We start from the raw sequence: 13,595 nt of genomic DNA, 5'->3' as shown, positions 1-13,595 counted from the left end.
TTCTCGCTCATTTAATCTTGGGTTAATCCGTTATTTTACCTTTTTCTACGCTGAACATCTTCGAATTTTTGTCCGACATGTCCAGAACGTGTTCAGCGCTGATTGCGCTGACAAAGACTTGCGATTGCGTCGCTTTTAAGCGGCTGGCCAGCAGCCCGCGACGCGCATCGTCAAGTTCAGAGGCAAAATCATCTATCAGGTACAGGCAGCGCCGTCCGCTTTCGCGGGTAAGGAACTCGCCCTGCGCCAAACGTAAGGCGCACATCAACAACTTTAGCTGCCCGCGCGACAGGGTATCTTCCACCGGCGCGCCGTCAGCGCGAATGCGAAAGTCCGCTTTATGCGGCCCGTGCGCGGTGTAGGTCAACATACGGTCGCGTTCAAAGCTTCGCTCCAGCACGTCCGCATAGTCTGTCTCTTTCTCCCAGCCGCGCTGGAAAGAGAACGTCAAGGAAAATTCAGGTAAAAACTGCTGACAGGTATCCGCCATGTCCTGTGCAATAGCGCTACTGTACTCCGCCCGCCAGGAGCTAATTTGTTCCGCCAGCGGGATCAACTCTTTATCCCACGGGCGTAGTTGCTCATAACGGCTTACCTGGCGCAGTGCGGCATTACGCTGCTTCAGCAATCGTTTCAGGTTGCTCCAGGCGGTGAAGAATCCGGCTTCGTTGTGAAAGCATCCCCAGTCAAGGAACGCTCTTCTGTATTTGGGGCCGCCATTGAGTAAAGTAAACCCCTCCGGCGTAATCAACTGCATCGGCATTAAATGCGCCAGCTCAGCGACCTTGTGACCGTCAGTACCGTCAATACGGACTTTGCTGTCGCCCTGCTTATCTTTGGTTAACCCAATCGATGTCTCACGCTCCTCGCCCTGCAAGCGCCCGTGAAGAACAAACGCTTCCTGCTCATGACGAATCACGCGGCCAGGCTGCAAACTGCGAAACGCCCGACCGTGGCCAAGCGTATAAATCGCTTCCAGCACGCTGGTTTTGCCGCTGCCGTTCGCGCCAACCAGGAAGTTAAAGCCGGGGGATAAAGCGAGATCCGCATTTTCTATGTTGCGGAAATCTTTGATTAGCAGTCTGGATAGCGACATATCAACTCATAACCAGGGCGTTATCGGCGCAGTTAGTCTGGTTACGGCCAGCGCACAGCAACCGGAGCGTACTGGAGTACGTGAGGATTGCTCGCTGCGCTCGCCCTTCGGGCCGTCCATAAGACGTCCAAAATACTTCGTATTTTGTGCGAGCACTGCCCGGAGCCAGAATAACAAGTAAGATAGCCCGATATTCTTTACAAGCGCATTGGCATAACAACATAGGCAGCCGACTGTGACGCCGCATCTTCAATCTGTACGCTGGATACGGAATCCGTCAGCATAATGCGCACGGTTTCGCACTTCAGCGCATTGAGCACGTCCAGCACGTAACTGACGTTAAAACCGATTTCCATCTCCGTCCCGCCGTAGCTCACATCCAGAATCTCTTCTGCCTCTTCCTGTTCCGGGTTATTGGCGGTGATTTTGAGCTGATTCTCACTGACATACAGACGCACGCCGCGGAATTTCTCGTTAGAGAGGATCGCCGCGCGGGCAAACGCCTGCTTGAGAATATCGCAGCCCGCTTCCAGATGTTTATCCGGATTCTTCGGCAGAACGCGACGGTAATCCGGGAAGCGACCATCTACCAGCTTCGAGGTAAAGATAAAATCACCAACGTGCGCGCGGATATTATTACTGCCGATCTGCACGCGCAGCGGGTTTTCGCCGCCGTCGAGCATACGCATCAGTTCAATCACGCCTTTACGCGGCACAATCACCGAGTGGCTGGGTAAAGACGCTTCCAGCGGCATTGAGCACACCGCCAGACGGTGGCCGTCAGTCGCGACAGTGCGCAATTCGCTACCTTCCGTTTCAAACAGCATACCGTTTAAATAGTAGCGCACATCCTGATGGGCCATGGAAAACTGGGTCGCTTCAATCAGGCGCTTCATCGTGGCCTGCGGCAGCGTAAATTCAACTTCGCTTTGCCAGTCGTCAAGATTCGGGAAGTCGGCGGCAGGCAGTGTAGATAGCGAGAAGCGGCTACGGCCAGAACGCACCAGCATCCGATCGCCTTCCAACTGAACGGCAATCTCCGCGCCCTCCGGCAGGCCACGGCAGATATCAAAGAATTTCCGCGCCGGCACGGTAGTGGCGCCTGGCTCATGCGACTGAGAAAGCGTAACGCGCGCGACCATCTCCATTTCAAGATCGGTGCCGGTCAGAGAAAGCGTACCGTCCGCTACCTGGAGGAGCAGGTTACCGAGAATCGGCAGTGTAGGACGACCGCCCAGCGGGCCGCTGACCTGCTGAAGCGGTTTTAATAAATGTTCACGTTCAACGGTAAATTTCATAGGATCACGACGACAATGTTCTGATTAAATTCGAAAAATCTTCTTTGATATCGTGGCTTTCTTCACGCAGTTGCTCAATTTTGCGACAGGCATGAAGTACGGTAGTGTGGTCGCGCCCGCCAAACGCATCGCCGATTTCCGGCAGACTGTGGTTGGTGAGCTCTTTTGCCAGCGCCATAGCCATCTGGCGCGGACGTGCTACCGAGCGAGATCGGCGCTTAGAAAGCAGATCTGCAATTTTGATTTTGTAATACTCCGCCACCGTCTTCTGAATATTGTCGATGGTGACCAGTTTTTCCTGTAACGCCAGCAAATCGCGCAACGCTTCGCGCACAAAGTCGATGGTAATCGCCCGGCCGGTAAAGTTGGCATTGGCGATCACCCGGTTCAGCGCCCCTTCCAGTTCACGCACGTTAGAGCGTAGACGTTTGGCGATAAAGAACGCCACCTCGCCCGGCAGACGAATATCATTTTCGTCCGCTTTTTTCATCAGGATCGCCACGCGGGTTTCCAGTTCTGGCGGTTCGATCGCCACTGTCAGCCCCCAACCAAAGCGGGACTTGAGACGATCCTCGACGCCGTTGATCTCCTTCGGATAGCGATCCGACGTCAAAATGATCTGCTGATTGCCTTCCAGCAGAGCGTTAAACGTGTGGAAAAACTCTTCCTGCGATCGTTCTTTATTGGCGAAGAATTGAATATCGTCGATCAGCAATGCGTCAACGGAGCGGTAATAGCGTTTAAACTCTTCGATGGCGTTGTTTTGCAGGGCTTTTACCATGTCCTGCACAAAGCGCTCGGAGTGCATATACACGACTTTCGCGTTGGGTTTGCGCGCCATAATGCCGTTACCCACCGCGTGCAGCAGGTGAGTTTTACCCAGACCGGTGCCGCCATAGAGGAATAACGGGTTATAAGCGCCGCCAGGATTATCCGCCACCTGACGTGCCGCCGCGCGCGCCAGTTGGTTGGATTTACCTTCGACGAAGTTATCAAACGTATGTTTAACGTTAACGTTGGATCGGTAGGTCGGCTCCGCGGGCGCTGGCACGTTATCCCAGCCCGAACGGGCCGCAGGCGCTATGCGCTGCGGCTGCGCCATTGTTGTCTGCGCAGGCGCGACAACGTTATGCACAGGCGTTTTTAGCGTTTGCGTAACGGGCTTTGTTCCCACCTCAAAACGCAGTTGTGGGGCATCCGCGCCGCAGAATGTGTTGAGTAATCCATTGATATTGTTGAGATACTTATCTCTTACCCAATCGAGCACAAAACGGTTTGGCGCATACAAAGCCAGCGTGTTATCGCTCAGTTCCGCCTGCAACGGGCGTATCCACATGCTGAATTCTGTGGCTGGTAACTCATCCTGCAATCGGGCAAGACACTGCTGCCAAAGCGAAAGTGACACGGCGGACTCCACTCGAACAAAAGTCGATAAATGACAAAGGCTGATACATTAATGATTGTTGGCGCACGTCGATAAGACCCTGCATGAAGGGTGACGCACGAACCGCTGTCTGCGGTTTTCACGGGATCTTTCAAACGATCGCGACTTCACGCGCCCTGAAAGATTTCGTGTTCATGCCTGACCAGGATCGTTTGAAACGATCAGGACCGCGGATCATAGCCTAAACTGAGCAAGAGATCTTCTGTTTCTCACAGATTCTTCCCGATTTATCCACAGGACTTTCCAAGAATGGATAAGTGTAATCGATCCTGGGGAACTCCTGTACGCTTTCGCGCGCATATTGAAAAAATTAATATGTAAAAGTGACCAGACACCTAAAAGATCGCATAAAGATCCAGGGCGATCCTTGCGCTTTACCTGGCAGCCCGTATAATTCTCCCTCCGTCGCGTAATGCCCGTCATCTGGCGTCAACGTTGCTTATTTTCCGCACAAAAAGGCGTGGAAAATCGCGGGAAAATAAGGAAAGAGAATTGACTCCGGAGTGTACAATTATTACAATCCGGCCTCTTTAATCACCCACACTGTGGCGTAAGTCGTTCAAAGTTTGTTCGGGCATACGCAAAAGTCAGTGAATTTATTCAAGTTTAGGTAGAAATCGCCATGAAACGCACTTTTCAACCGTCTGTACTGAAGCGCAACCGTTCTCACGGCTTCCGTGCTCGTATGGCTACTAAAAATGGTCGTCAGGTTCTGGCACGTCGTCGTGCTAAAGGCCGCGCTCGTCTGACCGTTTCCAAGTAATAAAGCTAACCCCTGAGTGGTTAAGCTCGCATTTCCCAGGGAGTTACGTTTGTTAACTCCCGCTCATTTCACATTCGTCTTCCAGCAACCTCAACGGGCTGGCACGCCGCAAATCACCATCCTCGGCCGCCTGAATTCGCTGGGGCATCCCCGCATCGGTCTTACCGTCGCCAAGAAAAACGTTCGACGCGCGCATGAACGCAACCGGATTAAACGTCTGACGCGTGAAAGCTTCCGTCTGCGCCAGCATGAACTTCCTGCAATGGATTTCGTGGTGGTGGCGAAAAAAGGGGTTGCCGACCTCGATAACCGTGCTCTCTCGGAAGCGTTGGAAAAATTATGGCGCCGCCACTGTCGCCTGGCTCGCGGGTCCTGATAGCCCTTATTCGGGTCTATCAACGCCTGATCAGTCCGCTGCTTGGGCCGCATTGTCGTTTCACGCCAACGTGCTCAAGCTACGGAATTGAGGCATTGCGCAGGTTTGGAGTGATAAAAGGCAGTTGGTTGACGGTGAAACGCGTATTAAAATGCCACCCTTTACACCCTGGTGGTGACGATCCCGTCCCGCCCGGACCATTTGATACCAGAGAACACTAACGATGGATTCGCAACGCAATCTTTTAGTCATCGCTTTGCTGTTCGTGTCTTTCATGATCTGGCAAGCCTGGGAGCAGGATAAAAATCCGCAACCTCAGACTCAACAGACCACGCAGACAACGACCACCGCAGCGGGTAGCGCCGCCGACCAGGGCGTACCAGCCAGTGGCCAGGGGAAACTGATTACGGTGAAAACCGATGTGCTTGATTTGACTATCAACACCCGTGGTGGTGATGTCGAGCAGGCCTTGCTCCCGGCTTACCCGAAAGAACTGGGTTCCAGCGAACCGTTCCAACTGCTGGAAACCACCCCGCAGTTTATCTATCAGGCGCAAAGCGGCCTGACAGGGCGCGACGGCCCGGATAACCCGGCTAACGGCCCGCGTCCGCTGTATAACGTCGAGAAAGATGCGTTTGTACTGGCCGACGGTCAGAACGAACTGCAGGTTCCGATGACTTATACTGACGCCGCAGGCAACACGTTTACCAAAACGTTTGTCTTTAAGCGTGGCGATTATGCGGTTAATGTGAACTATAGCGTGCAGAACACCGGCGAAAAACCGCTGGAAGTCTCCACCTTTGGTCAGTTAAAACAATCCGTCAACCTACCGCCTCATCGCGACACCGGCAGCAGCAACTTTGCGCTGCATACCTTCCGCGGCGCAGCGTACTCCACGCCAGATGAGAAGTATGAGAAATACAAATTCGACACCATTGCCGATAACGAAAACCTCAACGTCAGCTCCAAAGGCGGTTGGGTGGCAATGTTGCAGCAGTATTTCGCTACCGCATGGATTCCGCGTAACGACGGCACCAACAATTTCTACACCGCCAATCTGGGCAACGGTATTGTCGCTATCGGCTATAAAGCGCAGCCGGTACTGGTACAGCCAGGTCAGACTGGCGCGATGACCAGCACCCTGTGGGTCGGCCCGGAAATTCAGGATAAAATGGCGGCTGTTGCACCGCACCTGGATTTGACCGTGGACTACGGCTGGTTGTGGTTCATCTCTCAGCCACTGTTCAAGTTGCTGAAGTGGATCCACAGCTTCGTGGGTAACTGGGGCTTCTCCATTATTATCATTACTTTTATCGTTCGCGGTATCATGTATCCACTGACCAAAGCGCAGTACACGTCAATGGCGAAGATGCGTATGCTGCAGCCAAAAATTCAGGCGATGCGCGAACGTCTTGGCGATGATAAACAGCGCCAAAGCCAGGAGATGATGGCCCTGTACAAAGCGGAGAAGGTTAACCCGCTGGGCGGCTGCTTCCCGCTGATCATCCAGATGCCTATCTTCCTGGCGTTGTACTACATGCTGATGGGTTCCATTGAATTGCGTCATGCGCCGTTCGCACTGTGGATTCATGACCTGTCTGCACAGGACCCGTACTACATTCTGCCGATCCTGATGGGCGTAACGATGTTCTTCATTCAGAAGATGTCGCCGACCACCGTGACCGACCCGATGCAGCAGAAGATCATGACCTTTATGCCGGTCATCTTTACGGTGTTCTTCCTGTGGTTCCCGTCAGGTCTGGTGCTCTACTATATCGTCAGCAACCTGGTAACCATCATTCAGCAGCAGCTAATTTACCGTGGTCTGGAAAAACGTGGCCTGCATAGCCGCGAGAAGAAAAACTCCTGACCGTAAGGCCGGATAAGGCGTTTATGCCGACGTCCGGCTAATCTAACGGATGGTCAGTCAAGCCCTGAAAAAAACCGCAATGCGTAGCGTTGCGGTTTTTTTACCACTCGTAATATGGCCATCTTCTTCATTTCAGCCTGGCAGAACAAATATTATTCTGACGCGCTAATATTTTCACCCATACGCGAAATTTAAATGAGCCAAAATAAGTATAGTTAATTGCTCGGTTGATTCCTGGCTATTAAAAAGACTTAATGCCTTGTTGTTAGAGCACGGTGTTAAAACCCGCATACATCTATTGCATGATAAAATCAGATGGCTCGCTCATCAATTTTATTGAATCCCTTACTAAAGAACACACTATGCTACTCCATTTCTCAGGCAATTTCATTTCGTCCCCAAACATCTTTCCGAAAATTTGATTCGAAACGATGCTAACCATATCGGTGGTTATTGTTTTTTTGACCTCGCCGTCAGTAGATGTTTGATTAATAAAACTGCCCCAGACTTTATCTTTATTTAACAATGTTAACACACAATGCTTTATTGAACTTTGTGCACAGGAACTATTTAACCGTAGGTCACACACACCTAAGTTATTTTTTACATGTTCAAAAACCCCCTCTTTTACTTGTTTTGATAATTTCACCTGTTTCTCGCCAGAATGAATATCTATTGCTTTATTCACCATTGCCGAGATATAGGTTTCTTTTTCTTCATTTTGCCACAACCTGAAATTATCACCTTTTTGTACTGAGGTAATGAAGTTCAACACGCTCTGGTAAAACTCATTGAAATCTAAGTTAAATTCACCTATTCCATACGATGCTAAATAACAACCATCTTTTAACCATAATATACTATCAGAGCTTGATTGAGATTCACTTTCTTGAAAGATTATGGATAAATTTGGTGTGCTTGTTTCGCATTCCTGTTGAGAATGCGGCATTTGGCTGGTGTTAAAAATAAATGTTTTCCCAAGTATGGTATAATTACACAATCCTTCACTCATTTCTATATACAGAAAAACATCCCCATAGTTATCTTTAAGATACAAACTCCCCGTAGAAGACTCTTCAGCAAAATCATGAATAAATCTTTCCTGATATCCTGGTGAAGCTAGCTCTTTTAACCTAAAGAAACAAGATGTAATGTCTGTATCCTTTAAATCTGGTGTGGGGTTACATAATTTATGTAAACAATTTAAAGCTTCTCTTTGCCCTGTATCAAAGAAAAAATCTTTTATGCACTCCCATATAGTCATATGTGGGAGCTCATCGGAAGAGAACATTTTATTTATTGTTTCGCTGCTGATAGTAGCAGTAAAATATGAATGACCAACAGAAATCCCCATATGTCCGTCCTGTGAGTTCATAAAAAAACAAATATTATTATATTTGCTATTCCGCCTGATGGTGATAAGCTTTTTACCTTATTTGTAGGCCTGTCGGTTCCCGGAAACAGACATAGTCTGGTAAAAAAGGAACGGCTGACGACCGCCTTTTTATTCGTATTTTACGAGACATATCATGAGCCATAACGACACTATTGTCGCCCAGGCTACCCCACCGGGACGCGGTGGCGTCGGTATCCTGCGTATTTCCGGTTTGAATGCTAAAGAGGTCGCTCAGGCGGTACTGGGCAAACTGCCCAAACCACGCTATGCCGATTACCTGCCATTCAAAGATGCCGACGGCGCCACGCTGGATCAGGGCATCGCGCTGTGGTTCCCCGGCCCGAACTCCTTTACCGGCGAAGATGTGCTGGAGCTGCAAGGGCATGGCGGTCCGGTGATCCTCGATCTGCTGTTAAAACGCATTCTGACGATTCCAGGCGTGCGAATTGCCCGACCAGGCGAGTTCTCAGAGAGAGCGTTCCTTAACGATAAGCTCGATTTAGCCCAGGCGGAAGCCATTGCCGACCTGATCGATGCCAGTTCCGAACAGGCGGCGCGTTCGGCGCTGAACTCGTTACAGGGAGCATTTTCCGCCCGCGTTAACCACCTTGTGGAAGCACTTACTCACCTGCGAATCTACGTCGAAGCGGCTATCGATTTTCCGGATGAGGAGATCGACTTTCTTTCTGACGGCAAAATCGAAACGCAGCTCAATGGCGTCATCGCCGATCTTGACGCCGTGCGCGCCGAAGCGCGCCAGGGCAGCCTGCTGCGCGAAGGGATGAAGGTGGTGATTGCCGGACGCCCGAATGCCGGAAAATCAAGCCTGCTAAATGCGCTGGCGGGCCGTGAAGCGGCGATTGTTACCGATATCGCAGGTACCACGCGTGACGTGCTGCGCGAGCATATCCATATCGATGGAATGCCACTGCATATCATCGATACCGCCGGTCTACGCGATGCCAGCGACGAAGTAGAGCGTATCGGTATCGAACGCGCCTGGCAGGAGATTGAACAGGCCGATCGCGTGCTGTTTATGGTGGATGGCACCACGACGGACGCCGTTGACCCTGCCGACATCTGGCCGGACTTTATCGCCCGTCTGCCCAAAAATCTACCGATTACTGTGGTCCGTAACAAGGCGGATATCACCGGCGAGACGCTGGGTATTAGCGAAGTAAATACTTACACACTTGTTCGCCTCTCGGCACGTACTGGCGAAGGCGTCGACGTGTTACGCAATCATCTCAAGCAGAGTATGGGGTTTGATACCAATATGGAAGGCGGCTTTCTGGCCCGCCGCCGTCACCTACAGGCGCTGGCGGAAGCCGCTGAACATCTTGAACAGGGCAAAGCGCAGCTATTAGGCGCATGGGCGGGAGAACTGCTGGCGGAAGAGTTACGCCTGGCGCAGCAAAGCTTAAGCGAGATTACTGGCGAGTTTACCTCCGACGATCTGCTGGGACGAATTTTCTCCAGCTTTTGTATTGGTAAATAACATTGATCGTGCCGGATGGCGGCTGACGCCTTATCCGGCCTACGTAACTGCCGGGGTGATATCTCATTGCCTCACAGGAAATTGCTGTTGTCCAAATGGCAACTCGTCTCGCGCAACGCCGCCCCGTATCCTTAGCGCCACACTTTTCGTGAGGCCGCTATGAAACGTTTTCTACTGTGTAGTTTTGCCCTGGTTTTACTCTATCCTGCCGGTATTGATATGTATCTGGTCGGTTTACCGCGTATAGCCGCCGATCTGAACGCTAGCGAGGCGCAGTTGCATATCGCCTTCTCCGTTTACCTGGCCGGAATGGCGACGGCTATGCTGTTTGCCGGGAAGATAGCCGACCAGTCAGGTCGCAAGCCGGTCGCTATCGTCGGCGCGATCGTCTTTATGATGGCCTCACTGCTTTGTTCACGGGCGTCGGAAGGTTCGCTGTTTCTGAGTGGGCGTTTTCTTCAGGGGGTGGGAGCAGGCGGCTGCTACGTGGTGGCGTTCGCCATTCTGCGCGACACGCTCGACGAGCGTCGCCGGGCGAAAGTGCTGTCGTTATTGAATGGGATTACCTGCATTGTGCCGGTACTCGCCCCGGTGATGGGGCATTTGATTATGCTTCGTTTCCCCTGGCAAAGTCTGTTCTATACGATGTCCGCGATGGGCATTATTGTGGGCCTGTTATCACTGTTTATCCTACGCGAGACGCGCCCGGCAAGGCTGGCTCCACGCGATTTATCACGATCGTCGCACGCCGCCGAGTCGCTGATTAACCGTTTTTTTCTGAGTCGACTGGCGATCACTTCCCTTAGCGTGTCAGTGATCCTGACCTTCGTCAATGCCTCTCCGGTGCTGCTGATGGAGGTGATGGGATTTAGCCGTGGCGACTATGCCGTTACAATGGCGCTCACGGCAGGCGTCAGCATGGTTGTCTCTTTTTCTACCCCTTTTGCGCTAGGGTTATTTAAGCCGCGAACCTTAATGCTCGTCTCACAGGGGCTGTTTTTGACGGCTGGCGTGACGTTAAGCCTTGCTCATACCAATACCGTCACGCTCTTTGGCCTGACGCTTATCTGCGCCGGATTCTCGGTCGGTTTTGGCGTCGCGATAAGCCAGGCGCTGGGGCCGTTTTCGCTGCGCGCCGGTATGGCCAGTTCCACGTTGGGTATCGCGCAGGTTTGCGGTTCATCACTGTGGATTTGGCTGGCGGCAATAGTCGGTATCAGCGCGCTGAATATGCTGATCGGGATTCTGATTGGCTGTAGCATAGTGAGTATTCTGCTGATACTCTCCGTCGCACCTAATAGGTCCGTATCCGAGCATGAAGAAATCCCTTACCAGTCTCGATCTTAATCTGCTGTTATGTCTACAGTTACTGATGCAGGAGCGCAGCGTCACTAAAACCGCAAAACGGATGAACGTAACGCCCTCTGCGGTCAGTAAATCGTTGGCGAAACTCCGGGCATGGTTTGACGATCCGCTGTTCGTCAATACGCCGCTGGGTCTGACGCCGACACCGCTGATGGTCAGTATGGAGCAAAGTCTGGCGGACTGGATGCAGATGGGTAATCAACTGCTTGATAAGCCGCATCATCAAACGCCGCGCGGTTTAAAATTTGAGTTGGCGGCAGAGTCGCCGCTGATGATGATTATGTTTAATTCGCTGTCGCAGCAGATTTATCAACGCTATCCACAGGCTACTATTAAGGTTCGCAACTGGGATTATGACTCGCTGGAGGCGATTACGCGTGGGGAAGTCGATATCGGATTTACCGGACGCGAAAGCCATCCCCGCTCGCGAGAATTGCTCAGTCTGTTGCCGCTCGCGATCGATTTTGAGGTGCTGTTTAGCGATTTGCCGTGGGTCTGGCTGCGGGAGGATCATCCGGCGTTGCGCGAAGCGTGGGATCTGGACACTTTTCTGCGCTACCCGCATATCAGTATTTGCTGGGAGCAAAGCGATACCTGGGCGCTGGATGATGTCCTGCAAGAAATGGGGCGCAAACGCCATATCGCGTTGAGCCTGCCGGGGTTCGAGCAGTCGCTCTTTATGGCCGCCCAGCCGGATCACACCCTGATAGCAACCGCGCCGCGCTATTGTCAGCACTACAATCAACTCCACCAGCTACCGTTAGTGGCGCGCCCCCTGCCTTTTGATGCGCAACGGCGGGAAAAACTCATGGTACCGTTTACCCTGTTATGGCACAAACGTAACAGTCATAATCCTAAGATTGTTTGGCTACGACAGGCTATCAACGCGCTCTGCCGTCGCCTTATCTAACCACCTATGTTGATAAATTAACCTTCCTCTTATCAGAAATGTAACCGTCTGATTAAAGAACCTTCTGAAATTGAATTTTTAGCGCGTAAAACCTATCCATAATTTACGTTAATGTTACTCTCGTCATTATCACGGCCCATTAATCACGGAGCGAAAAATGGCGACTCACTTTGCCAGAGGGATACTTACGGAGGGACAGTTGGTTTCAATTCGTCTCTCTTCGCCTTGTCATATTGAAGCCAGAAACCTACCTGCTCACCGACGAACGCGTTTTCTCGCCTCCAGAGGCCTTCTCGCCGAACTGATGTTTATGCTGTACGGGATTGGCGAGCTACCGGAAATCATTATTCAGGCGAAAGGTAAACCCGCGTTTCGTGATAAAAATCTGCCAGGCTTTTCTATCTCCTATGCCGGAAATATGGTTGGCGTGGCGTTGACCACCGAAGGAGAGTGTGGGCTGGATATGGAGTTGCAGCGCACCTCACGCGGCTTTCACAGCCCGCATTCGCTCGAACGCCACCCTTTCTCCCGTAATGAAAATTTATGGGTAGCCAATCAAAACGATCCCAACGAAGCACGAGCGCAACTTATTACATTGCGTCAGAGCGTGTTAAAACTCACCGGCGATGTCATGAATGGCGATTCGCGGGAGCTGCAACTTTTACCCGTTGCCGGACGCCTCAAGTGCGCGCATGTCACGCAGCTTGAAGCCGTGTGTGATGCGGAAGATGTGCTGGTGTGGTCCGTGGCCGTTACGCCAGCGATAGAAAAGTTGAAGGTGTGGGAGTTCGATGGAAAACTGGGTTGGAAAAGCCTGCCCGATATCCAGACGCGCGCCAATGAGCCACCCGGTCGCCTGATGCGATTCGCCCAACTCCCCGCCGTCAAATCGTATACGCTTAATCGTTCGTAATGAAAAAAGGGGCACGTATGTCTGAAACACTGAATGTGGTTACATTGCTGGGAAGTTTGCGCAAAGGTTCCTTTAACGGAATGGTGGCGCGTACGCTGCCTAAAGTCGCGCCGGCAGGAATGACGGTATCGCCGCTGCCTTCGATCGGAGATATTCCGCTGTATGACGCCGATATCCAGCAAGAAGAAGGATTTCCGGCCAGCGTAGAGGCACTGGCAGAGCAGATTCGCAACGCCGACGGCGTCATCATTGTGACGCCGGAATATAACTATTCAGTTCCAGGCGGCCTGAAGAATGCCATCGACTGGCTATCCCGTCTGCCTGAACAGCCGCTGGCGGGTAAGCCGGTCCTTATCCAGACCAGTTCAATGGGGGCGATTGGCGGCGCGCGCTGTCAGTATCATCTGCGCCAGATTCTGGTGTTCCTCGACGCGATGGTGATGAATAAACCGGAATTTATGGGCGGCGTGATTCAGAATAAAGTCGACCCGCAAGCCAGAGAAGTAATCGACCAAAGCACACTGGACCATTTAACGGGCCAACTGACCGCGTTTGGCGACTATATCCAGCGCGTAAAAGCGTAATCCGCAATGCCCGGCAGCGACGCTTACCGGGCTTACGCCAGGCCGGATAAGGTATTCATACCGCTATCCGGCAATACATGGA

The 13,595-nt window shown here is 51.9% G+C and carries 14 protein-coding genes; 10 read left to right on the top strand and 4 right to left on the bottom strand.

What is annotated here, in order from left to right:
• Positions 1 to 22: 22 nt before the first annotated feature.
• From recF to dnaA, 3 genes are all read right to left on the bottom strand, one after another.
• The gene (recF, locus tag F4V72_RS22850) at positions 23 to 1,096 is read right to left on the bottom strand and encodes a DNA replication/repair protein RecF (protein ID WP_023247203.1); all 1,074 of its coding nucleotides are present in this window, start codon (positions 1,094 to 1,096) and stop codon (positions 23 to 25) included.
• Positions 1,097 to 1,293: 197 nt separating this feature from the next.
• On the bottom strand, positions 1,294 to 2,394 hold the full coding sequence (gene dnaN / locus F4V72_RS22845; RefSeq protein WP_053511042.1) for a DNA polymerase III subunit beta: 1,101 nt from the start codon (positions 2,392 to 2,394) through the stop codon (positions 1,294 to 1,296).
• Positions 2,395 to 2,398: 4 nt separating this feature from the next.
• The gene (gene dnaA / locus F4V72_RS22840) at positions 2,399 to 3,799 is read right to left on the bottom strand and encodes a chromosomal replication initiator protein DnaA (protein ID WP_023247201.1); all 1,401 of its coding nucleotides are present in this window, start codon (positions 3,797 to 3,799) and stop codon (positions 2,399 to 2,401) included.
• A gap of 340 nt (positions 3,800 to 4,139) precedes the next feature.
• On the opposite strand from dnaA, the gene F4V72_RS24890 reads away from it, so the two are divergent.
• From F4V72_RS24890 to yidC, 5 genes are all read left to right on the top strand, one after another.
• Positions 4,140 to 4,232, top strand: coding sequence for a hypothetical protein (locus F4V72_RS24890; RefSeq protein WP_418895921.1), 93 nt, complete (start codon positions 4,140 to 4,142; stop codon positions 4,230 to 4,232).
• Positions 4,233 to 4,460: 228 nt separating this feature from the next.
• Positions 4,461 to 4,601, top strand: a complete 141-nt coding sequence (gene rpmH / locus F4V72_RS22835) for a 50S ribosomal protein L34 (protein WP_000831330.1) — start codon at positions 4,461 to 4,463, stop codon at positions 4,599 to 4,601.
• A 16-nt stretch (positions 4,602 to 4,617) separates the two neighbouring features.
• Positions 4,618 to 4,977, top strand: a complete 360-nt coding sequence (gene rnpA, locus F4V72_RS22830) for a ribonuclease P protein component (RefSeq protein ID WP_000239725.1) — start codon at positions 4,618 to 4,620, stop codon at positions 4,975 to 4,977.
• Entirely contained in the window at positions 4,941 to 5,198 is a 258-nt protein-coding gene (gene yidD / locus F4V72_RS22825; RefSeq protein ID WP_001307474.1) for a membrane protein insertion efficiency factor YidD, read from the top strand. Before rnpA ends, yidD begins: the two co-directional genes overlap by 37 nt.
• A gap of 2 nt (positions 5,199 to 5,200) precedes the next feature.
• Positions 5,201 to 6,847, top strand: a complete 1,647-nt coding sequence (gene yidC, locus F4V72_RS22820) for a membrane protein insertase YidC (protein WP_023247200.1) — start codon at positions 5,201 to 5,203, stop codon at positions 6,845 to 6,847.
• A gap of 295 nt (positions 6,848 to 7,142) precedes the next feature.
• Here yidC and F4V72_RS22815 read toward each other — a convergent pair whose 3' ends face one another.
• Positions 7,143 to 8,201 carry a hypothetical protein gene (locus F4V72_RS22815; RefSeq protein WP_070803057.1) on the bottom strand — a complete coding sequence of 353 codons (1,059 nt, stop codon included), beginning with the start codon at positions 8,199 to 8,201 and terminating at the stop codon, positions 7,143 to 7,145.
• Positions 8,202 to 8,376: 175 nt separating this feature from the next.
• Here F4V72_RS22815 and mnmE point away from each other — a divergent pair, with 175 nt between their 5' ends.
• From mnmE to F4V72_RS22790, 5 genes are all read left to right on the top strand, one after another.
• Positions 8,377 to 9,741, top strand: a complete 1,365-nt coding sequence (gene mnmE, locus F4V72_RS22810; protein ID WP_053511050.1) for a tRNA uridine-5-carboxymethylaminomethyl(34) synthesis GTPase MnmE — start codon at positions 8,377 to 8,379, stop codon at positions 9,739 to 9,741.
• Positions 9,742 to 9,900: 159 nt separating this feature from the next.
• The gene (locus F4V72_RS22805; RefSeq protein WP_136058589.1) at positions 9,901 to 11,088 is read left to right on the top strand and encodes an MFS transporter; all 1,188 of its coding nucleotides are present in this window, start codon (positions 9,901 to 9,903) and stop codon (positions 11,086 to 11,088) included.
• Positions 11,057 to 12,016: an HTH-type transcriptional regulator YidZ gene (gene yidZ / locus F4V72_RS22800; protein WP_023247196.1), complete on the top strand. Its 960-nt coding sequence runs from the start codon at positions 11,057 to 11,059 to the stop codon at positions 12,014 to 12,016. Before F4V72_RS22805 ends, yidZ begins: the two co-directional genes overlap by 32 nt.
• A gap of 157 nt (positions 12,017 to 12,173) precedes the next feature.
• Complete coding sequence (locus F4V72_RS22795; RefSeq protein WP_136058588.1) at positions 12,174 to 12,929, top strand: 4'-phosphopantetheinyl transferase family protein; 756 nt, start codon at positions 12,174 to 12,176, stop codon at positions 12,927 to 12,929.
• Complete coding sequence (locus F4V72_RS22790) at positions 12,929 to 13,513, top strand: NADPH-dependent FMN reductase (RefSeq protein ID WP_077918443.1); 585 nt, start codon at positions 12,929 to 12,931, stop codon at positions 13,511 to 13,513. Before F4V72_RS22795 ends, F4V72_RS22790 begins: the two co-directional genes overlap by 1 nt.
• Positions 13,514 to 13,595: the final 82 nt, after the last annotated feature.

It is taken from the genome of Salmonella enterica subsp. diarizonae, assembly GCF_008692785.1.
Taxonomy (GTDB): Bacteria; Pseudomonadota; Gammaproteobacteria; order Enterobacterales; family Enterobacteriaceae; genus Salmonella; species Salmonella diarizonae.
The sequence above is the reverse complement of the archived record's forward strand: the minus strand, read 5'-3'. Positions and strand labels throughout refer to the sequence as shown.